The sequence below is a fragment of the Bradyrhizobium sp. BLXBL-01 genome, assembly GCF_051853025.1.
Lineage (GTDB): Bacteria > Pseudomonadota > Alphaproteobacteria > Rhizobiales > Xanthobacteraceae > Bradyrhizobium.
Map to the genome: position 1 here is coordinate 6,591,357 of NZ_CP182471.1, position 24,700 is coordinate 6,616,056.

The window sequence follows — 24,700 nt, forward strand, 5'->3', positions numbered from 1 at the left end:
CCATCGCGGCCTTCGTGGCGATCACTCAGACGGCGGGCGGAGCGGGCCAGAACCCGCAAGGGCCGTAGCGGCAGCGGAGGATGGCGGAGGCCGGCTATTTTGCTTCGCGATGCAAAGCGCGCCGGTTTGATGGCTGTTACGTATGCTTATCGCCGGCGCGCGGCGGAAAATAGCCGGGCGTAGCCATTGCCGGCCCGGTCCGCTTGCCGTCCGATCGCCCTCTAGAAGGCCGAGGTCGCGCCTCTTCCGGGCGATGGCCTTCGTTATGACCGAGCTATCAACGTCGATCGAAGCACCAGCCTATTCTGCGGCGACCATCGACGAATGCAGGAAACGGACGACGTCCTCTGGCACGAGTTGAAGCCGCAATGCTGCTCGGAGGGTCTCGAGACCGAAGATGTGCAGATCTTCGTTGAAGTCGCCCAGCCGGGGCGACAATGTGATCGCTTCAACGCCGGCTTCTTGCGCGCGCTGGGTGAGGATAGCCTGTACGGCATCTCCGGCCGCATCGGCGTCGCGGGCGATATAGAGCCGACGCAGGCCAGACGGCAGCAACATGGCTGAGAGGTGATTGGCCGAGAGCGCCGCAGCCATGGGCATAGTCGGCAGCACGTAGCGCAATGAAAGCATGGTCTCGATCCCCTCGCCCGCAGCGAGCACGTCGTCCACCACGCCGAAGCGAACGGCGTTACCAAGCAGGTCGCCCATGGCCCGTCGTGGCGTATCGATCGGGGCCTTGCCGAGCCGCACGCGATCAAAGCCGTGTGGATCTAGCCAGGTGCGATGCACGCCGGTGATCCGTCCATCGAGGTCCGTGACAGAGGCTATCATCGCCGGCCACGTTTCGGTCGACGAATGCTCGTCCGGTCTATAGTAGCAGCGAGGATGGAAGCGCAAGCTGCCACCATGGTTGATGCAAGTAATTCCGCGACGCTGCAAGTACGCTTCGGCTAATGTCCCTTCAATCGGGCTGGATATCGCAAAGAGCCGACGAGCGGTTTCCCGCGATCCGACCGGCGCGACTGAACGAACGGGTTTCTGAGCGAATTGCTTTTCTGAACGAGGCAGCTTTAGAAACCGCCTCGCTTCCTCGGCGACCTCACGAAAGTCTCGCAAGGTCATACTTTCGCGGATGATGTCGAGGAGATCACCATGTTCGCCGGTTGCAGCATCGGTCCACTTGCCGGCGGCGCCCTTCGCCGATTCGTGCAGCCGTACGAACAACGAGCGGCCCGGCGTGTTGTGGACGTCGCCGACCAGCCAGTACCGCCCCGCCCGTTTGCCATTCGAGAGATAGTGTCGGCACACCGCCTCAGCCTCGCGCGAGAGGCGGCGTGCCAGTTCGGAAGCATCGCGGGACATCAGGCGGCCTCCCGCTCGCTGATGCGCGCTACCGGATACGTGTCGAGCACCCTGGACAGGACCTCCACGCCGCTCGTGTCCGTGGGCACGAACATGCGCAGCTTCCAAGAGATGATCTCCCCAAAGAGGCCGTAAGCCCGCAGGCGATCGCGCATCGTGTCGTTGAAGCCCGACAGCTCGATGCGGTAGGCCCCCATCACCCTAACGCGGCGAAGCTGGAGATCCTCCCCGAGGTCGAGGACGGTTCGTCCGTCCATCAGCGCGGCAAAGGCAGCGTCCGGCGTGAGCGAAGGCGCGTCCGCCGCAAGGACGTTTACGACCCACGTGGCAGAAACCTTGCGTCCGATGACGCGTTCGCCCGCATCGTTCTGGAGCCGATAGACGCGGGTCGATTCGTTCGGCAACCGTTTCCAGATGGGTAACAGCAATCCCGCAGCGACGTGGATCGTGCTCTCCGTGAACTCGGGCACCTCGGCAAGCTCCGCCAGCCACGCCGCGGCAAAACGTTTGCGATCCGCTTCAACCCAATGGCTCTCCGCCATCATGTTCAAGGGGACCTGGTGCTGCTCCATAGGCCGGATCAGACGGATGCGGCGCTCGATCTCGCCGTTGTCGAGCATGATGCTCGGGGCCGGAATCTGCACGGCGGCCCTTCCCGAACGCTCGTTGATCAGCAGGACAGCATGATTAGAACGACGAGCAAGGGCGTCATCCAAACCAACAGGATGGTTACGCTCGCGCTGCACGATGGTGAGCAGCCGCGTCTCGGCACCTGTGCGCGGATGGACATAGATCGTCCGCCGGTCAGTGACGACGAAGCTTTCGGCGCGAAGCGTTTCCAGACCGAGGTCGTAGGTGCCGGACGAAACAGCGCCCTCGATCCGAGCGGTCAAAAGCTGCTCGAAGGCAGTGAACAGGACATTCTGCAGGCCGATGGTGAGCGCCAACAGCCTGTTCAGGAACGTCGTGATCGGTGGCAGGTCATCCCTGAGCCCATTGGCATCTGCGCCGGCCCATAGACCAAGGCGTTGCGCATAAGCGAGGTTGTGGACCGTGGTGGCGCCCGTCGCCGACACATAAACCACGCGAGAATTGGGCAAGGCATGCTGGAGCCTCAGGCCCGCGCGCCCCTGCTGGGAGGCCGCCTGGTCGCCGCGCTCGCCTTTGCCGCCGGCCGCATTCTGCATGGCATGGCTCTCGTCGAAGACGATCACTCCGTCGAAGTCGGAGCCCAACCATTCAACGATCTGCCTGACGCGTGAAAGCTTCTCGCCACGCTCGTCGGTGCGTAGCGTGGCGTAGGTGGCAAAAAGGATGCCTTCCGAAAGCCGGATCGGTGTGCCCTGACGAAACCGGGACAGAGGCGTGACGAGCAGTCGCTCCATGCCGAGCGCGGACCAGTCGCGCTGGGCATCTTCGATCAGCTTGTCGGATTTGCTGATCCAGACCGCACGGCGGCGGCCCTTGAGCCAATTGTCGAGAAGGATCCCGGCGACCTGCCGTCCCTTGCCCGCGCCCGTACCATCGCCCAAGAACCAGCCGCGGCGAAAGCGGACGGCATTCTCGGCCTCGTCGCGCGCGGCGGCCACAACATCAAACGTCGTATCGACCGTCCAGGAGCCCGCCAGGAATTGGGAATGCGCCTCGCCGGCATAAATGACGCTCTCGATCTGGGCGTCCGACAGAACTTCATCTGCCACCAGACTTGAAGGCAGATGCGGACGGTAGGACGGCTTCGGCGGCGCAACGGATGCCATCGCCGCCGACTGCACGAGCTTGGTCGGATGTGTGCACGATCCGGGAATACGGATCGACTGCAATCCGTACTCCTCATAGAGCGCATCGGTGAGGCGGACGCCTTCCGGCGGCGACCATTTGACGGTCTCGTACGCAAGTTCCACACCTTCCGGCGCGTTCCGCGAAGTCGACGAGTGGCTTGGTGCAATGGTGCCGGCCGATTGGAGCATCGCAGGGCGCCTAACGATGTCGGCCACGACCGGCACCGCGACGGGCAGCCTCGCTGGCACATACTGCGTCACCCACTTGAGCAAGGTGCCGACATCGCCGGCCATGCCTTGCGAGGCAGGAAAAGCCTTCGGATCGGCAGCAGGCAGCTTGTCGATCACAAGCAGCCGCGTGTCCGTCTGAGTGCCGTGCTTGGCGTAGACGGCGCCGTCGATCGCGGCAGAAAACACGACCCGTCCGCGCTCCTGGAGGCGAACAAAGGAGCCGGTCCACGCTGGGTTATCCGGCGCAAGGCCCGCGCCAGCGATGGCGACGAGGCGTCCACCGTCGCAAAGGTGCGCGAGCGCCGAAGCGATGTGCCGGAAAGCGGCGTCTGCCATCCGTCGATCGACATTCGCCACCGCGGAGAACGGGGGGTTCATCAGAACGACGCTGGGTACTACACTCGCATCGAGGTGGTCATCAATCTGAGCTGCGTCAAGCCGCGTGACTTTAACGTTGGCGAAGAGATGCTCGAGCAGCCCTGCCCGGGTCTCGGCCAACTCATTCAATATCAAGGCGCCGCCGGCGAGTTCTGCAAAGACGGCGAGCAAGCCCGTCCCCGCAGAAGGCTCCAGAACGCGATCGACTGCTGTAATGCCGGCTGCAGTGCATGCGACCAGTCCCAGCGGAATGGGCGTCGAGAATTGCTGAAGCGCCTGACTGTCTTCGGAACGCCGCGTATGGGTCGGCAGACAGCTCGCGATTGTCGCGAGCATCGGCAGCATGGCGGCCGCCGAGCCTGCCTTGGACCGGATTGCCGGACCGAACTTGCGCAGGAAGAGAACGGTTGCCGCCTCGCAGACGTCATAGGCGGTCTTCCAGTTCCAGGCGCCGGCCGCATCGGAGGCACCGAAGGCAGCCTCCATGGCGCTACGCAGAACAGCGGCATCGATGCGCCTGCCGCGTTCGAGCTCGGTTAGGAGCTGCCGGGCGGCCTTGATAGCAGCAGAGGTGAGAGTAGCAGCGGCACGCATCGAGAGCGGCGCGGCGGCGGCGCCGCCGGGGAGAGATTCGGTCATGGCAGGAATTCTTTCGGAGAGCAGGAAGGGGTCGAACCGCCAGGCGCTCTCCTCTGACCTGGACGGCTCAAACCCTTCCCGGCCCGCTCTCCCTCTCAGACCGGGCATAAAAATAGGGACCGGCGCTGCACGCCGGTCCCCGCGCTACAGCGGGACGGCCGTGCCGTCCCGCACCTTAATGTCATTCAGCCCCGTCGAGCTGTTGCGGATCATCGTCGCTGGCGTTTTCCTGATCCTCATCGTCGGCGAGGAATTCGGGCAGCTGGGCCGCTTCGCCCTCCTGCCCCATTGGCGCTGCATCGGGATCGACGAGACGCAGCGGCTCCGGCAGCCAGCCTGAGCCATCCAGAAGGCGCTCGGCCTCCTTGGCCATGTCGGCCTTCTTCAGATGGTCGATCAGTTGCGCCGACGACTCGCCCTTGGCTTCCCGCACCGCCTCCAGAATTCGCGGCTTGGTGACCCGGCCGAGATAGTTGTCGACGGTCGGCCGCCAGCCAGCCTGCACCATGTCGAGCCCGATCGCGCGCGCCAGCACATCCGCTTGGTCGAGACGGGTGCGGACACCGTGAGCGGAGACACGGCCCTGATTGTAGCGGTTGGACGGCTCATAGACGGCATTGATCGCAAATGATGCACAGTGGGCGAACAGCGACGCCTGTGCACCACCATCGAGCGCCGTCAGCGCATCCCAGAGATCGTTCTCGCTCTTCGGCAACCGTGCCTTCCAGGCCTCATGCCGCGCCTCGACGGCCTTGGCGGAGACGCTTTCTCTCAGCCCCGGAGCTTGAGTTGGAAAGTTCGGCGTGCGAAGGCCGATCTCGAGACAGCTTCCGGATGACGCGAACCGGTAAAAAGCCGTCAGCACGAAATTATGCAGCACCGCCTGGAACGCGATCGCAGGATTTTCTGCCAGTGCATCCCGCAATGCCAGCGTTCGATGCGCCGTCAGCTCGGTGATCAGCCGATCCGGCAGAGTCCTGGCCGCATCCTCATCATCTTCTTCAGCATCGGGAGCACTACCCGCGACCGCGATCACCGTCCGTTGAACGGAAGCGCCCTCTTCTTGACCTTCGGTCGACAACGCACCGGCGTCCTGCCCGACGTCGCAATCAGTTGCCGGCACCTCGTCCTCTGGCCGGACGTAACCCCGGTCCACGGAGAGGCGCCCCTCGGAATCGATACTGATGAAGACACCAGCTCGGGCGATCTCGGTCGGATCGTAGTGCATCGGCCGGTTTTCGAATGCCGACAGTGCCGCCTCGATTTCGCCGAGACGCTGGTCGATTTCGTCGGGCAGCTCGTCGACATCCTGATAATCGGTTTCCAGCTTGGCTTGCTCGGCGTTCAGGGCATCGATGGTGGCCTGCTCCTCAGGCGAGAGATCGACAGGTTTGCCCTCGATTTCTCGCAGCCCTTGAGTGTGACCGTAGGGGAACTCTACGGCGACCGATATCCACTTCCAGCCTTCGGCCCCGATCGTCTCAGCTTCGGCCTTGAGCTTTTCGGTCACGAGGCGGTCGAGCAACACGACGTCCTGAAGCCAGCCGCCGTCGTCGTGCTCGAACAAATCCCGCAGAACGCCGCCACCCGCGTGCTGATAGGTATCGAGGCCCACAAACTGCGCCCGGCGATCGGACCCGCGTACGGTCTTTTCAGTGAGCAGCCGGCGGATCTGGTAAGGCTCGTCATAACCGGAACGGCTTACGTTCTGCCAGACTTGCTCCTGGTGGGCGTGATCGGCTGTGACCGAGAACGCCATGAGCTGCTCGAGCGTCATGCCGTCTTCGGCATAGACCTCATGCAGCTTCGGCGACACCGACGCCAGCCGCAGCCGCTGCTTCACGATCGCAGGGTTCACGAAGTGCCGGGCGGCGATGTCTTCCTCGCTCATGCCGAGGTCGCGGAGCGTCTGGAAGGCCCGAAACTGATCGAGCGGATGCAGACCGACCCGCTCGTCGTTCTCCGCCACCGAGTCATCCTCGGCGATGCCCCCTTCGCGGACGACGCACGGCACCGCCTGCGTCTTGGACATCCGCTTCTGTTTCACCAGGAGCTCGAGAGCCCGATAGCGCCTGCCGCCTGCCGGCACCTCGAACATGCCGGTCTCGTTGCCATCTGCATCAACGACGGCCCGGACGCTCAGACTTTGCAGGAGCGTACGCTGCGCGATGCTCTCGGCTAGCTGCTCGATCGAGACACCGGCCTCGACGCGGCGAACGTTCGACTGGCTGAGCACGAGCTTGTTAAACGGAATGTCCCGGGAAGGCGACAGCGTGATCTTTTGTACGGCTTTCGTCATTTCGGCTCTCCACGACGGGCGGCCGTGAGACTCTCTCTCGGCTTCCAACCCGTCGCGAACAGCCTTCCCTCCTCTCACTCTCGCGCGAGGCCGAGCATCACGCCGGCTCGGGATCGGCGACAGCCGAATCCAGCGACGCGGGCTCAACGGACTTGGGAATGAAGTCGAGCAAATAGTCTGCGGCCTTGCTCGCCTGCGAGGCGGCCCGCACGATGGCCCGATTATCTTCGCGCAGGACTTCAAGCCAGGAGCCGATATAGTCGGCATGGCGCACGGTCGGGACGATCCCGAGCGACGCGCAGCTGAACGCGGAACTCAACTCGGCGACCAGTTCTTCGAAGGCATACTTCTTCGTACCGTAGGATCCGCTCTGGTCGCGGTTGAGGCGCGAGGGATGCCCAGTTGCATGACCGAGTTCATGCAAGGCCGTGCGGTGCCAGTTGATGGGTTCGAAATAGGCCTGCGGCGGCGGGACCTGCACGTAGTCTTCGGCGGTTGCATAGAATGCACGATCTCCACCAATCCGAAATGGAATTCCGCTGCCCTTGATCAGAGCGTCGACCGTGGGTTCAATTAGGCCGGCCGGCGGTGGCGGCGCCGCGTTTGCGATCTCGTCGGGCAGCTCCTCGCACTGATCGGTGTTGAAGACGGTGAATCGTTTGAGGAATGTAATTGCCTGCGCATCTTCGCCGGTCTCGGCTGCGCGTCGCTTTTCGTCATTCGGCACAAAACGATCCGCGTAGACAACTGTGGTGCCGAGCTCTCCCTTTCGAACGTGGCCGCCAAGCGAGAGCGCCTGACGGAAGGTGAGCCAACTTTGAACGGCAAATCCGCGCTCAATCACGGTGCCCCAGAGTATGAGGATGTTAACGCCGCTGTATTGCCGGTTAGTCGACGCATTTTTCGGCATGGCCAGCGGCGCTTTCGCCGCGGACGTACCCCAGGGCTGAACCCAGGGGATGCGTCCGGCCTCAAGCTCGGCAATGATCTTGTCGGTAATTTCGTTATAGAGGGTTGCCCGGTCCTGGCCGGCGCGCGCGCGAGCAGTAGTGTTTGACATCGCGGGTCTCCGCGACGGGCGCCGCGAGCCTCTCTCGCAACTTCTAACCCGTCACGGAAAAACCAGCCTGCACTCTTACTCTCAGCCCTTGCGCCATCTACCGAGAGCCTCATTCGTGATCAGGCGTGCGCCCAAGGGCGCATCGCGGCAACGGAAAATGGCACCCGGAGAGCGTGAGCATAGCGACCCGAAGGGGCACGCGGGTCCGAGTGCAGCGACGAGACCGGTTCAATAGCGGCACCCGGGAACGGGGCAGTGATAGCGATCGCCGCAGGCGAGCCCCTTTCCCGAGTGCCCCCGGCGAGGAGCACCAAAGCTCTTGCGCGAGTGATCGAAGCCGCAAGGCCGAGACGCTGCGCGGCTCGGTTCCACGAGAGCCCGGTGCGGCCCTGGCCGCACGCGCCAAAACCTGAGCGAACGTGATGCAGGCAATGATACGAGAACCGCCCGACATTTTCACAGAGTCTCACAATTCTGGAAGAGAGCCTGTGGGCGCAGCGAAGCGGAGACCACCAAGGGTCGCGAGACCCGGCTAAGAGGCACCCGCAGGAGGGTCAGCATAGCGCCGACGCGTAGCGGCGGGACCCGGGACCGAGTGCAGTCGCGAGACCGGTTAAGAAGGCACCCGACCCGAAGGGCAGTGATAGCAACGCCGGAATGCAATGACGGCGGGCCCGAGGGCGAGTGCCTCCGGCGAGCGACTCAATGCGGATTCACGTCTGCTTGGTATCAATTTTGCTTTTGTGATATCGTCTCACTCGTGCGCATGTCTATGCACGGCGTGGGCATGTTCACTGAGAGCCAATTCTTACAGAGGACGACATGGCCAAGAAAGCGAAGAAGGCAAAGAAGACCGCGAAGGCAGCTACCAAGAAGGTGGCAAAGAAGACGTCAAAGAAAAAGAAGTAGTCATATCGGCTACTGATCTATTGCCGCCTTCGGGTCGCAACCCGGATAAAAAGCGAGACCTCCCAAAGGATATGAAGCGTCCTTTGCAGCCGTTTGGTATCGCGGCACGCTGAGATAAGGCCGGACCTTTGTGCAGGTGGCTGCTTAAAGGTCCGGTTTTTCATTTCTGCCCCGCGAGGGCGTGATTTGTTCGTGCGCGAGGGATCGAAGCCGCAAGGCCGAGACGCTGCGCGGCTCGGTTCACGAGAGCCCGGTGCGGCGACAGCCGTATGCGCTAAACGGACAAGGAGCAACCACCTGAGCTCGGACGTCTGAAGGATCGGAAAACGGTTTCTCTAGTTCGTTCTTGCCCACCCTAGCACCTGGCCGTGCGGAAAATTCAGCCTTCGAAAAACCACGAGATCCCGCGATCCCGAATCCCAGGCGTGTGTTAGCGATCGGGGAACGTCTGCGGGACAAAACGATTCGTCTCAGCGTGGGAGAACCTTTCAATGCTGATGACCAAGCAGAGACGGCCGGCGATCCGCACCCTGCGCGATTGGGCGATCAACGTGCTGAACGAAGCCGGCGCCATCCGCGAGTGCCAGGAGCACGGCTGGATGCAAGACCGCGCCGATCCGCATGCACGAGAGCGCGCCTTCGATATCGCCCGTCAGGACCCGCCAGCAGACGTCTCCCCTCAAGCAGCGGAGGCCGCAATTCGCGACGTGCTGGACTCGATTGGTGATACCTGCCCCGAATGCGCCCCTGACGAGGAGGACCGACGCTAAACATCGACGCCAGCCCGTCTCCTGCTCAGCGGCCTAGCCGTTTCTCCACGCGCTTTCGCGCGTTGCCGACCTTTTTGACAGCCTTTTTCACCGCCGGTGTCGACCTTCCGGTCTTCTTCGCCTCGTACTGCACCTCGTAGTCCTGCCCGCCGGCCACCCGTGCCCGGTCCTGCTTGCGTCCGCGGGACGTCTTCGACTTCTTCGCTGCCGCCATGGATACCTCCTGTTCGTGGCGGCGAGGCAACGCAACAAGGATTCGCCGGTTCCGGAATCATTCGATCTGTGCCAATTTGAATCGGCTGTAGCGTGGAGTTCTTCAGTGGCGTTTCAGCGTAAGATGCCGGCGGCTATCGGCGTCAAGGCGCCCTTCCCCGGCTTTATCGAACCGGCCCTGGCCACCTCGATCGAGAAGGTGCCATCCGGAGAGCGCTGGATTCACGAAATCAAGTTCGATGGCTACCGTGTTCAGGCCCATCTGGCCAACGAGACGGCGAAGATCTTCACTCGGCGCGGCCACGATCGGACGCATCGCTTCAAGAAGGTCGCTCATGACGCCTGGCGGATCAAGGCGAACTCGGCGGTGGTGGACGGCGAGATCGTGGTACCTGCCGCCGACGGCACGACCGACTTCTCGGTTCTGCAGAACGAGTTCAAGGGCAAGTCGAAGAGCATCGTGCTCGTCGCGTTCGATCTGCTCTATCTGAACGGCCGAGATATCCGGAAGCTACCGCTCCTTCAGCGCAAAGCCGAACTCAAGAAGATTTTAAGCGGCACCGACATCCAGTTCAGCGAAAGCTTCGAGATAGACGGCCGTGAGATGTTCGCGCACGCCTGCAAGCTCGGCCTCGAAGGCGTCGTCTCGAAGGTCCGGGGCAGCGCCTATTCCAGAGTTCAACCCGAGCCATCGCTACGGCTCGGGGCACGACATCGGCGGGGGCGTGGGGCTGGATAGCTCAACGTCCGTCTTTATCGACTATGCCACCCTGCCTAACAAGGTCGTGGCGACCTACGCTAACAGCACCATCAAGCCTGACATCTTCGGCGACGAGAAAGCCCGGCAGGCCGCTATGTTCGGCGAGTGCCTGATCGCTCCCGAGGCCAACAACTACGGCGCGGCGACGCTCGGCCGGCTCAAGCAGATATACGAGAACATCTTCGTCATGGAGCAGTTCGCGGGCACCGCGCACCGCGTGGAGTGCAAGGACAAGACGTACGGCTGGCAGACCACCGGCCACCAAGCCCACCATGCTCATGGACTTGCGCAAGGCGGTGGAAGACGGGCACCTTGAGCTATCCGACCCCGACCTCATAGCGGAGCTGAGAGCCTACACCCGCGACGACCCGATGGACCGGGACGAGGACGTGCGGCTCACCACCAGGAACTTTGATCTGCTCATCGCCGCAGCCATCGCGTGGCAGATGCGCCACCACGCTCCGAAACCCGTCAAGGAGGATATCCACACCTCAGTAAGCCAAGGGCAGCGGAAGGACTTCGACGTCTACGCCTAGGACTTTATCGCCTCGGCCATTTCATAGCCCTCGCGAGTGACCTTATAGATCTGGTGTCTAAGCCCCGTCCCCTGGACTAAGCCCAAGTCCACAAGCTCGTTCAGCGCGCCACCCCAGATCGCGGCCGTGCGCGCGGAATTGTCCGCGATGAACTGCTTTCCGTTCGTCTGGATACGCTCCCCATCCATCAGCTTCATATGGAGGATTTGGCCGCCAGGGTCCGAGGCGGCTTCCAGCAACAGCGTCCGCGCCTCGTCGGTCATCGGCGGGACCTTCTCGAAGGCTTCCGTGAGGGTCTGGTCGACAAATGCCGTGCGGTCGGCGCCCACGCCTTCGACGTGGAAGAAGATGTCGTTGTTGATCTTCAGCGCCAGCTGGTTCCGGAATTTGGCGGCAAAGTCGCCCGTGGACTCGTAAGGCACGTACAGGCCGCGGTCCTTCAGCTTGGCTTTGAATTCTAAGAGCGCCTTGTACTGCGCGTCCACGACGCTTTCGGCCCGGACGGGCGCCGAGGAGAAGTAGATCATCGCGGGCTTGCCGGCATTGACGTGCCTCTCGATCTCTTCGACCGATCCGCTGACCGCCTCGCCTGTCGGGGTGCCGATGCGCGTCCAAAATATCGCGACAAGCAGGTCCGCATCGTCCAAAATCTGCTTGTTCAATACTCCTTGCGGGCGGTCTTCCATAGATGGGTGGGAATGTGTCTCCCATCCGATAGGCATCAGCGCGATGCTCCGCGTCGACGAATTAACGGCATTCCATTCATGGATGATCTCGCGAGCGAGCCCGCGCTCGATGTCCACGTCACTCGGGGAAGCAATCATCACGTTGAACACTGTGGCTTGGTAGGACATGCTGTTTCCGACACATTGAGGCTGTACGCTACTTATAGGTGCTATATTCCGGATATGGAAGCCGCCACTGAGGACCGCGCCGCCGACACCACTGCTACCGAAGAAGAGACCAAAGCCGAGGCCGAGCGCCTTGAAGACCTCCTCCGGCAGGTCGAGGGAGAGCAAGCTCTGCGACGACCCCGCCTGGCGCAACAAGCAGCTCAGGCGCCTCAAGCTCTACAACAACCACGCGCGCGACGAGAGCAAGGTCGGAGATACGCGGCAGCCAGAGGCTGCGAACTTCCTACGCAATCCCCCATCAACAAAGAAGCCCTCCTGCGGGGGCAAGTGGGCTTTCTTTGTACCCAGCCCCCGCTAGGTCTATCTATTGTCCCATGGGTGAAATGACGATCGACACTCTGACAGGGCTGTGCAAGCGCATCTTTGTTCTTGCAGAGAGAAAGGCTCAGAGATGGATGTGCACTTTGACACTCTAGGTAATCTATCAATACGGTCGATGCTGGAAGAGCCACATTTCCACTTTATTTCTGCATGCGCAGGGAAATCAATGCTTGGCCCAAGCCCGATACAGATGAAGATAAGTATGAAAAAGGCCAATGGAGCCGTACAGTTCGTCGCTCAAGCATATGAAGACTAGTTGGCTTGGAAACAGAATGGCCCGCAGCAAGCGCCCTAACCGCGACGACCCGACCCAAATCTGCCTCGCCATCGATACTCGCACGTACACAACGGTCCGCATTTTGGGAAATGCGAACGGATATACGCTCGGCGCCGCCTCGTATGGTAATCAGCATGGCCATCCGCTAGAGGCTGAGATTAAGCTGATACACAGCTACCTTACGGAAGTGACCTGCTTTCCCATTGGCTTTCTCAACACGCCGCTCATGAACGAAGCCGAAGCCGCTTTGAAGGCAAAAGCCGCTAAGATGGAGGAAGCGGCGTTAGCGCGCGAATAGCAGACTCATCCCCCGAATTCCCCCTGGTAAACCATTCCAATATTTTTCTAGCCAGCGGGTTATCAAACACCTTCTGCAACAGCGACTTCGCTTCAGCCTTCTCAGTGGCGCTCGCCTGAGCTTGATCAACCGCATTTAAGAGCTTCTCAACATTCATAGTAACGGTTTGGGTATTGCTGGAACCGCCGACCATCACGTTCTGAGACGCGTGAACGTTTACACTGTTGTCGACCGTGATCGCGATCGGCGGGGTGCTCTCACCCTCGACGACGTCCACTCCATAGGAACTGATATTACCGCGCCCGAAAAAGCTATCGCCGCCGGACAGGGGAGTGAAGTCGATGAGGCCCTGCTCTTTCAGCTGGCGGAGGATGTTCATCAGGACCGCAGGCTCCAACTGCTCAAGCCCGGGAACGTCAGACGGAATGCCGGGGTGTCGCTGCGTATGGCGAACTTCGTAAAGGGCGCGGAGAACGACGCCGCGGGCGTCTTTGTCCTTCATTTGCTTCAATCTCCGCTCTCAAAAGTGATGCTACAATTCGCCCTAACAAGTAAGCAGGAAGTCTTCCAGGTCTTCGCGGGAGAAATCGGTCCCGATGTCGTTAGCTGCTGCATACGGATTGGCGACCGCAGCCCCCTTTCCGTCTAGCAGATAGTACATGCCGAACGCCTGCCGCCGGAGCGTCCATCCGAACCCAGCCGCCATCATGGACAAGTGCTCAACGTCAAAGGGCTCATGGGGAGGAGCCCTGAGCCGTTCGGGCTTCAGCAGCTTTGGCGGCATCAAAGGCGGCGGCCTCGCCGCTGAGATCGGGCTCGCCGGGGCCATAGGGAGCACGCCTTCCCGTTTCTGCTTCCGCTCCACCCAGCCCGCGTAATACTCAGCTTCGCCGACGCCATTCTTGCGCGCGCGACGGCGCATCGACTTGAGGGCGCCGCGAGACGGCATCGATACGCCGGTCTCTTCCTTGTGCGCCTTATTGACCCCCGCTAGGAGGAGCAGCGCGAACGGCAGCAGAATGAGCCCGACCATCTGCCACATGCTAGCCCGCGCCCTTCTCAGGCCAGGCAGCATCCAACATCGCTTGGTATCGCGCCCTAAACGATCGCAGCCAACCGACGCGATAGGCCTGCTTCATATCTCGGCTCGGGGCGAGCGGCACGATCGCGTAATTACCCACGCCCACGCTGACAACGCGGATATACTCTCGCGACACCTTGAAAGCTTCGGTCGCGTCCGCGAGAGCATACAGGGTTGGATTGTTGGCGCAGAAGCCGCCGTCCGCCGTAAGTATCTTCTGCTTGTCGGCGGTAACAATCAGCTTGCGTTGAAAGAACGGATAGGCCGAGCATGAGGCTTGGACCGCATCCCCAATCTTGCAGCCAAATCCCGGAACAAAGTTACCGTGGTCGCCGTGCGCTTGAGAGACCGCAGTCTTGAAGATCATCGGGGTCTCAAAATGCCATCGCGTGGCAACGATGCCGATGTGGGTTTGAATAGCAGAGAAGTCTTTATCTCCGAACACCTCGACGGCAAGTTCGCGCAATGCCTTGGACTTCGTCCAAGGAAACCACTTGCTCATCACCTTAACTACATGGTCGCGATAGAGCTGATGCACCTCGTCGACCGGGTGACCCAAGCAGATTAGTGCGGCGATGATTGAGCCGGTGCTGGTGCCGAAGACCAAGTCAAAGTGCTTGTGCAGCGGCGCACCCAGCAAGCCTTCGAGGCCTTTAAGCACTCCGATGGTGTAGAAGCCCTTGGCACCCCCGCCGTCTAAGCTCAGTATCCGGCACGGCTTGGCCGCAGAAAATTCGGCCATTCTGGCCCCCGGTTTGCGCGCTCTCCATTCTGTAAGTTGGGGTTCCACCACGTTTCGCGCAACCCCAGCTGCGCATGGACGGCAGTTTCTAATAGGGACTTTGTCAGCAGGTTGGAGGTGCCAAATCGGTGCCACGCCCGCTTTGGGCGGCGGACTTGGGGCAACGAGGCAATTAAAAAAGCCTCGGAGGGCCAATGTCTTAAAGTGGTGGGCGCCCCAGGGCTCGAACCTGGAACCGCTGATTAAGAGTCAATAGGTCCAGAAAAGAGCGTCTGATGCTGGAGCGGCGGACGAACGTCTGGCATGTTAACACCCGGGCGTCCTATTCGCACTCCAAAGAAGCCAAATTCCCTACACGCAGGTTGGGAATGCTTTCCGTCTGTACTCCCGTCTGCTCATTTTGCTTCATCAAATCTTTGGCCAAAAAGGCCAAGAGCGGCGAGGCATTATGCATTTGCGCGCTGAGAGCATACAGCCACCCTATTCTGCGACCGACGTCGCCGCGGCGATTGGCGTTTCTCTGGATACGTTCTATCGCACGCGCCGCCTCAGGCACGAGCGTGATAGCCTGCCTTCGCCGATCAGCGAGCGAGGACCGCTGAAATGGGAACGCACCGGCTTCGATGCTTGGCTTACCCGACATCATCCTATGCGCCCAAAGACAATTGCTAATGACGCATTCGCGCCGCCGCCAGCAGCAAGTGACGAGGATCACCGCGAGCGGCTGCGGAGAGCTTACGGCCAGTACGACTCTTGACAGACTAGATCGCGCTAGATTCCAATGGGTGCCATCTCTTACTGGCACTGAGGCTTTTTATGGCCGATCCCAAATTTCCCCATGTGAAGTGGCGTAATGGCCGTCCTCGCTCGTCGCACGGCTCTTATGCCAGAGCTCTCGGCTTTGTCGATGCCGACTTGCGCCATGCGCCGTACGATGAAAAAGGCCGTCCGGTCGGTGCTTGGTTCAATCTCCAAGAAGCCTCAGACTTTTCAGACAAGCGAAAGTCGGAGATCGAGGCGGCGCGCCGCGCCGGCAAGCTACCGAAGAAAATTACCATCCGGAAGCGTTGTACGATCGAAGATCTTCTGGACGATTGGAGCAAGTCGGTTGAGTTCAAATCCTTGTCGGCCGCCTCGCAATCTTCCTATCGCAAGTGTATCTCCGCTATCTTGTACCGACCGCAATCACGCGAATCCGCGGCGAAGATGCGCGCCGAAATCCGTGCCGCCAGGCTGCTCGGCTTGGCCGCGCCCGTACGAGAACTCGAGGCGATCGCGACTGCCACTCCGACGTCAATCGGCAAACCGGAATTCCGCGCCTTCTATAACTATGCGAAATCGGCTCGCGGCCATCATATGGCGCTCTCGATGATAGCGACGCTCTCAGCGGCGTTCACTTGGGGGCAAGAAAGCATCCTGTGGCGTCTCGGACCCAACCCGCGAGAAGGCATGGAGTTCGATCATCCAGAGGGACGCATAGTGCAGGTTACGATGCCCGAATTCTCCGCATGGGTCGCCGCAGCCGATGCGATCGAACGGCATTCGGTCGGCGATAGCTTTCATCTGGCGTTGTTCACCGGGCAGCGCCAGACTGACCGTCTAATTATGCGCAATGAGAGCGACGTTGAGGGCCGTCACGCGTTCCGGCAGAGCAAGACTGGCGAACTTGTCGACATCAAAGAGGCGCCACAACTCAGCGCACGGCTGAATGCCTCGCGTGCACGCGTAAAAGAGCTCAAGCTTCGGCTTCAACTGGATAAGGTGCCACCTGAACTCGTGGTCAATGAGGACAATGGCGAGCCTTATGACGAGAGCACCTATCGCCATTGGGTGTCGACCGCCCGGGCCGTCGCGATCTTTGGCTTTCTCGCGCGCGACAGCGCGCGCCAGGCAGTTGTACGCGCAGAGCGACTGAGCGCCGAACTGATTAAAGATGTCGATAGGCTGTTCGCCCCTTTTCCTCTCGACGAGGAGAATAAGGCGCAGCGCGCTCGAGCAGTCGACCAGCGCAAGAGCGCATTAGCGGAATGGCTGGGTGCGCAGACCGCACGCGACAGCAATAGCGATGAGACGGCATGGCGCCTGAAGCCCTGTCCTGCGCTGATGTTTGTAAGCGGCGCCGGCGAACTCGACCAAAAGCACGACCAGGATCTGCGCGATACCTGCGTCATGCTTCTCGATCGAGCTGGCTGCGACTTGCTGACGATTTGCGACATCACTGGGCATTCATACCGAAGCGCGCAGACCATCGTGAAGCACTACCGCGCCCGGAATGCGGCTCGCGCCGATTCCGGCATCGACAGACTTGAATTGCAAGTGCGTAAGGAAGGCATGAAAGGCTGAACAGAGACCAGTAGACCTCATGGCTGGTGTTTCAGCGGAGCATGGGCTCCGGCCTAAGGTCGCGCAGCGCGCGGCCAATCTCGCATTCTGTGTTTCGACTCATTCCTTCAACGAGCCAAGCGCTTCGGCACTGGGTCATCTGTGAAACGCGCGGGGTTTGCCATCTACGATCGCCCGCGCCCTGCAAGAACGCTCCCAATTATCCGACTCGTCGCACGGCGTGCGACGTACGACCACCAAAAGCGTCGCACGAGCCCCCGTTTGTTCCGTCGCGCAAATTAAAAAAGCCCTTGCGGGCCAATGCCTTGAGAGTGGTGGGCGCACCAGGGCTCGAACCTGGGACCCGCTGATTAAGAGTCAGCTGCTCTACCAACTGAGCTATGCGCCCGAAAGGCGGTCAAAGCCTTGCGAGGCCGGTCGTTTAGCAAAGCGATCCGGGTCTGGCAAGCGATCGGACGCAAGTTTTCCAAGGTCTCGTCCAGAGGACCGGAAATGCGAAAAGCCGCTAAATTCCAGCGGCTTCGCCAGGGTTCACGGCGCGAGAGCCGGTCCGTTCAGAGCCGGCCCTCCCGGTCCCGGTCGGGACCGCGGTCACGGTCGAAGCGGTCATGATGGAAATGGTCCACGCCCCGTTCCATCATGCGGTCCATGCGGTCCATGAAGTGGTGGTGGCGCGGGCCGTCCTCGCCGCCGCCGAACGGGCCGCGGTGCCGGGTCAGCACGGCGAGGCGCCGTTTCTGGCCCTCGTCGAGGGTCTTGTAGAGCGGATCGGCGGCATCGGCGATCTTCTTCAAGGCGGCGGAGCTGGCCCCCATGTCCTCGGCGCGCTGGCGCAGGCGGGCGATCGGATCCTCCGGTCTATCGGCATCCCTCGACGCGTCGCCGGGTGCGGTATTCATCCGCGCATTGGCACGGTCGATGCGCAGCTTGGCGAACTCCCGCACGGCCGCCTCGACCGGCGGCCACAGCTTCTCCTGTTCGGGGTTGAGCCTCAAGCCGGCATGGACGGCGGCAATCCGCGCATCGACGAAGGCGGCGCGGTCCTCGGGGTTCATGCGGATGTGGCGGACGTGCTCCATCCACGGGCGATGAAATTGGGCATAGACCGCGCCCGAGCCGGCGATGCTGAGCACGGCGATGGCGGCAATGGTGAATTTCTTCATCTTGGCCTCCTCCGGAAGGATGCCCGCGAGGATGAGCGCGAGCAGGCTGTCGCGCAACTTACAACTTGGACAGGAAGCGCGCTCTTGTAGAAATGTACCGCCGTGAATGCCCGTTCAGATGCAAACTGAAACGATTTGCAACAAAAAAGGGCTTCCGTGCGGTGCGCGGAAGCCCTCCCTGGCCGCCGGTGGCGGTCAGTTCGTCGTGCTTTTGGCTTCCTTCACGAACTCGTCGATCAGCGCCTGGCCGACGCGGCCGGCGGCATCCTTGTAGACCGGCTCCATCGCCTTGCGCATCGCCTCGTCCTGCTCGGCCGTGAGCTTGATGATCTCGCTCTTGCCGCTCTTCTTGATCTCGGCCAGCGCGTCGTCGTTCTCCTTCTGCGACTGCGCGTTGCTGAAATCGGTCGCTTCCTTCATCGCCTTCGACAGCTGGCCACGGATGTCGGCCGGGAGATCGTCCCAGAACTTCTTGTTCACGATCACGACGTAGCCGATGTAGCCGTGATTGGTCTCGGTGATGTATTTCTGCACCTCGTGCATCTTCTGGGTATAGATGTTCGACCAGGTGTTCTCCTGGCCGTCGACCACGCCGGTCTGCAGCGCCTGGTACACTTCCGAGAATGCCATCACCTGCGGCAGCGAGCCGAGCGCCTTGAACTGGGCCTGGATCACGCGCGAGGATTGGATGCGGAATTTGACGCCCTGGTAGTCCGCGGGCGTGATCAGCTTCTTGTTCGCGCTCATCTGCTTGAAGCCGTTGTCCCAATAGGCAAGGCCGGTGATGCCCTTGGCATCCAGCAGCTTGAGCAGCTTGGTGCCGAGCGGCCCTTCCGTCACCTTTCGCAGCGTCTTCAGGTCCGGAAGGATGTAGGGCAGATCGAACACCTCGAACTCGCGGATGCCGAGCGGCCCGAACTTGGAGTTGGACGGCGCCAGCATCTGCACGCTGCCGAGCTGCAGCGCCTCGAGCTCTTCCTTGTCCTTGTAGAGCGTCGAGTTCGGATAGACCTCGACCTTGACCTTGCCGCCGGTGTACTTCTCGGCGAGCTCCTTGAACTTCTCCGCGCCCTTGCCCTTCGGCGTGTCGGTGGCGACGACGTGGCTGAATTTGATGATGATCGGTGATTGGGCCAGTGCCGGCCCGCTCAAGCCAAGTGCCAGAGCCGCGATGGACGCAGCGATTGCCAAGGTGCGCATAGTTTCTCCCTGTTGTTTGTTTGGGCCGCCCGGCGGTGCCGGGTAGCCAATCTTATGCCGGCTGCATCAATAGCGGCTCGCCTGCACGCTCGCTATTGGCCCTTAGCAGGGCAGCCATTCATGGTGCACGCCGCGAGCACCGCTGCGCCCCCTCTCCCGCTTGCGGGAGAGGTGCAACAACTCGCAGCTTCGTTCGTCAGCTCGCCGCGGCCGTCGTCACCGTGTCGCGCTGGCGCTTCATGACGATCTTGTTGAGCGCGCCGAGATAGGCCTTGGCCGAAGCCACCAGCGTATCCGGATCCGCCGCGCGCGCCGTCATCGAGCGGCCGTCCTGCGCCAGCCGCACCGACACTTCCGCCTGCGCGTCGGTGCCTTCGGTGACGGCGTGGACCTGGTACAGCTCGAGCTTGGCCTCGTGCGGCACCAGGCGCTTGATGCAGTTGAACACGGCATCGACCGGACCGTTGCCCTCGGCCTCCTCGATCTTGATCTGGCCGTCGACGTCGAGCTTCATGGTCGCGCGCTGCGGGCCATGGGTGCCGGCGATCACGGTCAGCGAGGTCAGCTTGATGCGGTCGTGCGAGGCCGCCATCTCCTCATCGACCAGCGCCTCGATGTCCTCGTCGTAGATGTCCTTCTTGCGGTCGGCGAGCGCCTTCATTCGCGTGAACGCATCCTCCAGCTGGTTCGGACCGAGCTTGTAGCCCATCTCCTCCAGCTTGTGCACGAAGGCGTGGCGGCCGGAATGCTTGCCGAGCACCAGCGATGACTGCTTCAGGCCGACCATCTCGGGGCGCATGATCTCGTACGTCGAAGCGTCCTTCAGCACGCCGTCCTGGTGAATGCCGCTCTCATGCGCGAAGGCGTTCCGGCCGACGATCGCCTTGTTGTACTGGACGGGAAACGAGGTCGCCGCCGACACCAGCTTCGAGGCGCGGGTCAGCTGCGTCGTGTCGATCTTGTTCCAGTAAGGGAATTTGTCGTTGCGCACGTTGATCGCCATCACGATCTCTTCGAGCGCGGCGTTGCCGGCGCGCTCGCCGATGCCGTTGATGGTGCACTCGACCTGGCGCGCGCCGCCGGTGATGCCGGCCAGCGAATTGGCCACCGCCATGCCGAGATCGTTATGGCAGTGCACGGAGAACACCGCCTTGTCCGAGTTCGGCACGCGCTCGATCAGCGTCCTCATGAAGTGGGTGTATTCCTCCGGCACCGTATAGCCGACGGTGTCGGGGATGTTCACCGTGGTGGCGCCGGCCTTGATCACGGCTTCGACGATGCGGCAGAGAAAATCCATCTCGCTGCGGGTGCCGTCCTCGGCCGACCATTCGACGTCGTCGATCTGGTTGCGGGCGCGCGCGACCATGGCGACCGAGGTCTCGATCACCTGCTCCGGGGTCTTGTTCAGCTTCACCCGCATGTGCAGCGGTGAGGTCGCGATCACGGTATGAACGCGGCCGCGTTTTGCAAATTTCACCGCCTCGGCGCAGCGGTCGATGTCGGCGGGATGGGCGCGCGACAGGCCGGCGATGACCGAATCCTTGGAGCGGCGGGCGATCTCGCTGACGGCCTGGAAGTCGCCTTCCGAGGTGATGGGGAAGCCGGCCTCGATGACGTCGACGCCCATATCATCCAGCAGCTCGGCGACCTCGAGCTTCTCCTCGAAGGTCATGGTGGCGCCGGGGCACTGCTCGCCGTCGCGCAGCGTGGTGTCGAAAATGATGACGCGGTCCTTCTCGGACTTGTTCACGGTGGCCATTCCTAGATTTCCTTTTGAGCGTTTGCGCCGTTCATTCCTTGGCGCTTGAGGTGTCCGGTGATCTCGACCAACCCCTGAGCGCCCAGGCGCATGGCGCCCAGCCGGCCCTCAGGGGCAAGTAAGAAGAAGGCCGCCAATGAGGAGGGTGGGCAGCGACGCGGCCGGGATCGTGGCGGCGGCCTGAGCCACCTCCCCCGAAATCCCCTCGATTTGGCCGCGAATCAGCATTGCCGGACCCGTTTGAGCCTCAAATCCTCGGTCAAAACCGTTGACGGTTGGTTGCCGGGAGGCTCGATGCGCCCGTTTCTAGACGAGAAATGGCCGCAACTGCAACGCCAAAAGATGGTCAACATACGTGACCTAATAGCTCGCTGCACGAGGGCGCAGCCCGCATGGAGCGACGCGCAATGCGGGAACACGGTCCTGGATTTCGCTTCCGCTCCATCCAGGCTGCACGACAGGCTGCAAGATTTGCGAGGGAGACGCCTACGCGGTGCCAGTGCGGCGGGCGCGCGCCCTACTCTCCCAGCGGTTCAGCATCTGGCCGAGCTCGCCGGTCGCCACGGGAGCAGCAGTGCCGGCCTTCACGATCTCGTTGGTGTTGGCCGGCGCGTGGGCTGCGAGCCAGTCCGGCTCCGTGTACTCGCGCCAGCGGCGTGCCTCCGCCCGCCTTTTTCGCGAGACGTGGTCCCGCGTGAAATAGCCAGCCGCAAATGCGAACGAGACAAGGACGACCAAGACGACGGCTTGCACAATGAGCTCCAGCTTTATCCCCCTAGCGCCCCGCACTCCAAACGCACTCGAAGGTGACGAAATTGCGACCTGCGATCGCGCAGCAGCTTCAAGTCTACCTCTCGCAACTGGACGCGGACCGGACTAACCTCCGCCTCGCTTGGCCGGATCAACCGGCCGGCCGAACATAACCGGGAGGATACGATGACACGCCAGGAGGCTCCTGAGCAGGAGCAGCGTGCGCAGAATGCTGCGCTTTCACGACGAACGCTTGTCGGGGGACTGGCGCTCGGCGCCGCGGCCACGCTGGCGGGCCCCGCGCTGGCCCAGACCGGGCCTGCCGCACCGCCGACGACGATCACGACGCCGCCGCGCGATTTCGGACCCAACGGTGCGCCGACGACCTATTTCTGGGACCCTGACATCATCGCGGTCGATCCGTCCTTCAACGATCTTGCCCAACCCAACACCGCGATCAAGCGTCTCTATACGGGCCTGTTGTGGGCCGAAGGCCCGGCGTGGAGTGCGCAGGGCCGCTATCTGCTGTGGAGCGACATTCCCAACAACCGGCAAATGCGCTGGATCGAGGATGACGGCCGCGTCACCGTGTTCCGCACGCCCTCCAACAACTCCAACGGCAACTCCTTCGACTTCCAGGGCCGCCAGCTCTCTTGCGAACACCTGACGCGGCGGGTGACGCGCTACGAGCACGACGGCACCGCCACCGTGCTCGCCGACTCCTACCAGGGCAAGAAGCTGAACTCGCCGAACGACATCGCCGCACATCCCGACGGCAGCTATTGGTTCACCGATCCGCCCTACGGCGGCCAGCTCTACGAAGGCGAGCCCGACGTCGCCGGTGGTCCGAGCAATACGGGCGGCAAGCTCAATCCGCGGATCGGTCAGCCGGCCGGCTTCGTGCCGGGCAAGCGCGAGCTGCCGACCAATTGCTACCGCATCGATCCCTCCGGCCGCATCGACCTCGTCGTCACCGAGGACCAGGTGCCCGACCCGAACGGACTCTGCTTCTCGCCCGACTACAAGAAGCTCTACATCGCCTCGACCGGCAAGGGGCCGGGCGACACCGGCGCCGGCGGCAAGGGTGAGATCTTCGTGTTCGACGTCGGCAGCGACAACAAGTTGTCGAACCTGAAGAAGTTCAGCGATTGCGTGATCGACGGCGTGAAATGCGGACCGGACGGTCTGCGCTGCGACGTCAACGGCAATCTCTGGGCCTCCAGCAATGCCGGACGCGCCGTGGGTTATAGCGGCGTCACGGTGTGGTCGCCGGAGGGCAAGCTGCTTGGCCGCATCCGCCTGCCGGAAGTGTGCGGTAACGTCTGCTTCGGTGGCCCCAAGCGCAACCGCCTGTTCATGGCCGCGAGCCAATCGCTCTACGCCGTGTACACGGCGACGCAAGGCGCCGGGCCGGGCTGAGCGGCACCCCTCCACGAGCGAGCGCGCCGGCGTGAAGCGCCGGCGCGGAGTCTTTGCGTTTTGTGACGATACCGCGACACGCCGACCGTCGCTTTCCGACCGTCGAGCAAATCTCCGCCATCATAGCAACGAAGATAGGTCGCGCAGCAGAACCGTGGCGCGGCGTGAAAGCATGACGCTATCTCCAGCCGGCCTCGGGCATGAAGTGGGAGTTGCGCAATGCGCCGCATGCCAAACGACACGATCATCGTCAGCGTTGGAAGCCAGGAACTCGTGATCGAGTTCGGAGACCCCGGGCTACCAATCGACGGCCACGGCGGCAACGACATCATGATCGCAACGGTCGATGACGGGCCCAGCAGCCTGCTGTTCGTCGGTGACGAGGCGATGCTGGAGGGCCGATCGCATGGCGGCAACGACCTTCTCGTCGCGACCGTCCAGGGCCGCCTGACCTATACATACCTTGACGGGGACGCGCAGATCATGTCCGGCCAGGCCCACGGCGGCAACGACGTGCTGCATGTCGAGGCCGCGCGCGCGACCTTTGCGAACGTCTACCTCTCGGGGGACGCCGAAATCGCCATGACCGGTGAAGCCAAGGGCGGCAATGACCTCATCACGGCAGAGATGGGCGACCGATCGTATGGTGCGTTCAGCGGCGATTCCGGATCGCTCATGAGCGACAACGCCCAAGGCGGCAACGACGTCATCAGCGTGGTCCAGGCCGGCCTCTCTGGCAACGTGTCGATGTCCGGTGATGCCTTGATATCCATGATCGGCAATGCGCGCGGCGGTAATGACACGCTGATCTATACGGCCGCTGTCGACGCGCGGTCCGGCGGCGCATCGCTTCTCGGCGATGGCGGTTACATGAGCGACAATACCCGCGGCGGAGACGACGTCCTGATCGCAACCGTCGACGGCAATCCCGATTCGATCTCCATCGCGCTGGTCGGCGATGCCTCGCAGATGTCCGGCAACGCACAGGGTGGCAACGACATCCTCTACGGGAGCCATCGCGGCGATTGGCTCTATGGCGATGCGCGCACCTACGCCCCCGCCGTGGGCGGCTCGATCGCAGGCGGCCGGGACGTCCTCAACGGCGGGGGCGGCAACGATCAGATCTGGGGCGGACCGAACAACGACCTGTTCGTCTTCAACACGGTTTCGGGCGAGGACGTGATCAACGATTTCGATCAGGGCAACGCGGCTGCGGGCAGCACCGCAGCGGAGCACGACGTCATCGACCTGCAAGATTACGGCTTGGCAGGATGGAGCGCGTTGAAGGGCCTGATCGGCAACGACGGCTCCGGCAACGCCGTGATTCACCTGACGAGCGATGACACGATCACGCTGACCGGAATCCACGCCGCCGATCTCAAGGCCACGGATTTCATCATCTGACGCGCGGTGAGACCGCCGGCCTCGCATCGCTCCCGCCGCGATCCTCGCGGCGGGCCTTTCTCTTCGTCCAGACCGCTAGCGCCACGCTGGCATG

General features: G+C 62.2%; 21 protein-coding genes, 1 tRNA gene and 1 pseudogene. 8 read left to right on the forward strand and 15 right to left on the reverse strand.

Translation table 11 applies throughout. The annotated features are described in order from the left end of the window. Window positions 1–300: 300 nt before the first annotated feature. The 4 genes from ACNJYA_RS30635 to ACNJYA_RS30650 form a co-directional block, all read right to left on the reverse strand. Window positions 301–1,362, reverse strand: a complete 1,062-nt coding sequence (locus ACNJYA_RS30635; RefSeq protein WP_439401217.1) for a DUF7146 domain-containing protein — start codon at window positions 1,360–1,362, stop codon at window positions 301–303. Next, on the reverse strand, window positions 1,362–4,388 hold the full coding sequence (locus ACNJYA_RS30640) for a strawberry notch-like NTP hydrolase domain-containing protein (RefSeq protein ID WP_439401218.1): 3,027 nt from the start codon (window positions 4,386–4,388) through the stop codon (window positions 1,362–1,364). Before ACNJYA_RS30640 ends, ACNJYA_RS30635 begins: the two co-directional genes overlap by 1 nt. A 181-nt stretch (window positions 4,389–4,569) precedes the next feature. Next, window positions 4,570–6,687, reverse strand: coding sequence for a ParB/RepB/Spo0J family partition protein (locus ACNJYA_RS30645; RefSeq protein WP_439401219.1), 2,118 nt, complete (start codon window positions 6,685–6,687; stop codon window positions 4,570–4,572). A 97-nt stretch (window positions 6,688–6,784) separates the two neighbouring features. Beyond that, entirely contained in the window at window positions 6,785–7,747 is a 963-nt protein-coding gene (locus ACNJYA_RS30650) for an ArdC family protein (RefSeq protein ID WP_439401220.1), read from the reverse strand. A 1,400-nt stretch (window positions 7,748–9,147) separates the two neighbouring features. On the opposite strand from ACNJYA_RS30650, the gene ACNJYA_RS30655 reads away from it, so the two are divergent. Next, window positions 9,148–9,426, forward strand: a complete 279-nt coding sequence (locus ACNJYA_RS30655; protein WP_439401221.1) for a hypothetical protein — start codon at window positions 9,148–9,150, stop codon at window positions 9,424–9,426. A gap of 25 nt (window positions 9,427–9,451) precedes the next feature. On the opposite strand, the gene ACNJYA_RS30660 is transcribed toward ACNJYA_RS30655, so the two are convergent. Further along, window positions 9,452–9,640: a DUF3606 domain-containing protein gene (locus ACNJYA_RS30660; protein ID WP_439401222.1), complete on the reverse strand. Its 189-nt coding sequence runs from the start codon at window positions 9,638–9,640 to the stop codon at window positions 9,452–9,454. A gap of 105 nt (window positions 9,641–9,745) precedes the next feature. Between ACNJYA_RS30660 and ACNJYA_RS30665 the strand changes: the two are divergent. The 3 genes and pseudogenes from ACNJYA_RS30665 to ACNJYA_RS30675 all read left to right on the forward strand — a co-directional run. Beyond that, window positions 9,746–10,309: pseudogene (locus tag ACNJYA_RS30665) on the forward strand (ATP-dependent DNA ligase); the annotation flags it as partial. A 55-nt stretch (window positions 10,310–10,364) separates the two neighbouring features. Further along, a complete protein-coding gene (locus ACNJYA_RS30670; protein ID WP_439401223.1) occupies window positions 10,365–10,715 on the forward strand; it encodes a hypothetical protein in 351 nt (116 codons plus the stop codon). Beyond that, window positions 10,696–10,935: a hypothetical protein gene (locus ACNJYA_RS30675; protein ID WP_439401224.1), complete on the forward strand. Its 240-nt coding sequence runs from the start codon at window positions 10,696–10,698 to the stop codon at window positions 10,933–10,935. Before ACNJYA_RS30670 ends, ACNJYA_RS30675 begins: the two co-directional genes overlap by 20 nt. Here ACNJYA_RS30675 and ACNJYA_RS30680 read toward each other — a convergent pair. After that, entirely contained in the window at window positions 10,932–11,789 is an 858-nt protein-coding gene (locus tag ACNJYA_RS30680; RefSeq protein WP_439401225.1) for a hypothetical protein, read from the reverse strand. The genes ACNJYA_RS30675 and ACNJYA_RS30680 overlap by 4 nt on opposite strands. A 653-nt stretch (window positions 11,790–12,442) precedes the next feature. On the opposite strand from ACNJYA_RS30680, the gene ACNJYA_RS30685 reads away from it, so the two are divergent. After that, window positions 12,443–12,745, forward strand: a complete 303-nt coding sequence (locus ACNJYA_RS30685; protein WP_439401226.1) for a hypothetical protein — start codon at window positions 12,443–12,445, stop codon at window positions 12,743–12,745. Here the strand turns inward: ACNJYA_RS30685 and ACNJYA_RS30690 are convergent. The 4 genes from ACNJYA_RS30690 to ACNJYA_RS30705 form a co-directional block, all read right to left on the reverse strand. Continuing rightward, window positions 12,711–13,247, reverse strand: a complete 537-nt coding sequence (locus ACNJYA_RS30690) for a hypothetical protein (RefSeq protein ID WP_439401227.1) — start codon at window positions 13,245–13,247, stop codon at window positions 12,711–12,713. The genes ACNJYA_RS30685 and ACNJYA_RS30690 overlap by 35 nt on opposite strands. 42 nt (window positions 13,248–13,289) lie before the next feature. Continuing rightward, window positions 13,290–13,787 carry a hypothetical protein gene (locus ACNJYA_RS30695; protein ID WP_439401228.1) on the reverse strand — a complete coding sequence of 166 codons (498 nt, stop codon included), beginning with the start codon at window positions 13,785–13,787 and terminating at the stop codon, window positions 13,290–13,292. Window position 13,788: 1 nt separating this feature from the next. Beyond that, window positions 13,789–14,568 (reverse strand): patatin-like phospholipase family protein, encoded by a 780-nt coding sequence (locus tag ACNJYA_RS30700; protein WP_439401229.1) that lies wholly within the window; start codon window positions 14,566–14,568, stop codon window positions 13,789–13,791. Between the two features lie 322 nt (window positions 14,569–14,890). After that, the gene (locus tag ACNJYA_RS30705) at window positions 14,891–15,214 is read right to left on the reverse strand and encodes a hypothetical protein (RefSeq protein WP_439401230.1); all 324 of its coding nucleotides are present in this window, start codon (window positions 15,212–15,214) and stop codon (window positions 14,891–14,893) included. A gap of 170 nt (window positions 15,215–15,384) precedes the next feature. Between ACNJYA_RS30705 and ACNJYA_RS30710 the strand changes: the two genes are divergently transcribed. Next, window positions 15,385–16,911: a hypothetical protein gene (locus ACNJYA_RS30710; protein WP_439401231.1), complete on the forward strand. Its 1,527-nt coding sequence runs from the start codon at window positions 15,385–15,387 to the stop codon at window positions 16,909–16,911. 312 nt (window positions 16,912–17,223) lie between these two features. On the opposite strand, the gene ACNJYA_RS30715 is transcribed toward ACNJYA_RS30710, so the two are convergent. From ACNJYA_RS30715 to ACNJYA_RS30735, 5 genes are all read right to left on the reverse strand, one after another. After that, window positions 17,224–17,299: transfer RNA gene (locus ACNJYA_RS30715), tRNA-Lys, on the reverse strand. Between the two features lie 166 nt (window positions 17,300–17,465). Continuing rightward, entirely contained in the window at window positions 17,466–18,074 is a 609-nt protein-coding gene (locus tag ACNJYA_RS30720; protein ID WP_439367537.1) for a Spy/CpxP family protein refolding chaperone, read from the reverse strand. Window positions 18,075–18,269: 195 nt separating this feature from the next. Beyond that, the gene (locus ACNJYA_RS30725) at window positions 18,270–19,274 is read right to left on the reverse strand and encodes a TRAP transporter substrate-binding protein (RefSeq protein WP_172787382.1); all 1,005 of its coding nucleotides are present in this window, start codon (window positions 19,272–19,274) and stop codon (window positions 18,270–18,272) included. 196 nt (window positions 19,275–19,470) lie between these two features. Continuing rightward, entirely contained in the window at window positions 19,471–21,033 is a 1,563-nt protein-coding gene (locus ACNJYA_RS30730; protein ID WP_439364251.1) for a 2-isopropylmalate synthase, read from the reverse strand. A gap of 486 nt (window positions 21,034–21,519) precedes the next feature. Then, entirely contained in the window at window positions 21,520–21,789 is a 270-nt protein-coding gene (locus ACNJYA_RS30735) for a hypothetical protein (protein ID WP_172787527.1), read from the reverse strand. A gap of 180 nt (window positions 21,790–21,969) precedes the next feature. Here ACNJYA_RS30735 and ACNJYA_RS30740 point away from each other — a divergent pair, with 180 nt between their 5' ends. Together ACNJYA_RS30740 and ACNJYA_RS30745 are read left to right on the forward strand one after the other, a co-directional pair. Then, a complete protein-coding gene (locus tag ACNJYA_RS30740) occupies window positions 21,970–23,202 on the forward strand; it encodes an SMP-30/gluconolactonase/LRE family protein (protein ID WP_439364252.1) in 1,233 nt (410 codons plus the stop codon). Window positions 23,203–23,421: 219 nt separating this feature from the next. Further along, window positions 23,422–24,606 (forward strand): calcium-binding protein, encoded by a 1,185-nt coding sequence (locus tag ACNJYA_RS30745; protein WP_439364253.1) that lies wholly within the window; start codon window positions 23,422–23,424, stop codon window positions 24,604–24,606. Window positions 24,607–24,700 lie beyond the last annotated feature (94 nt).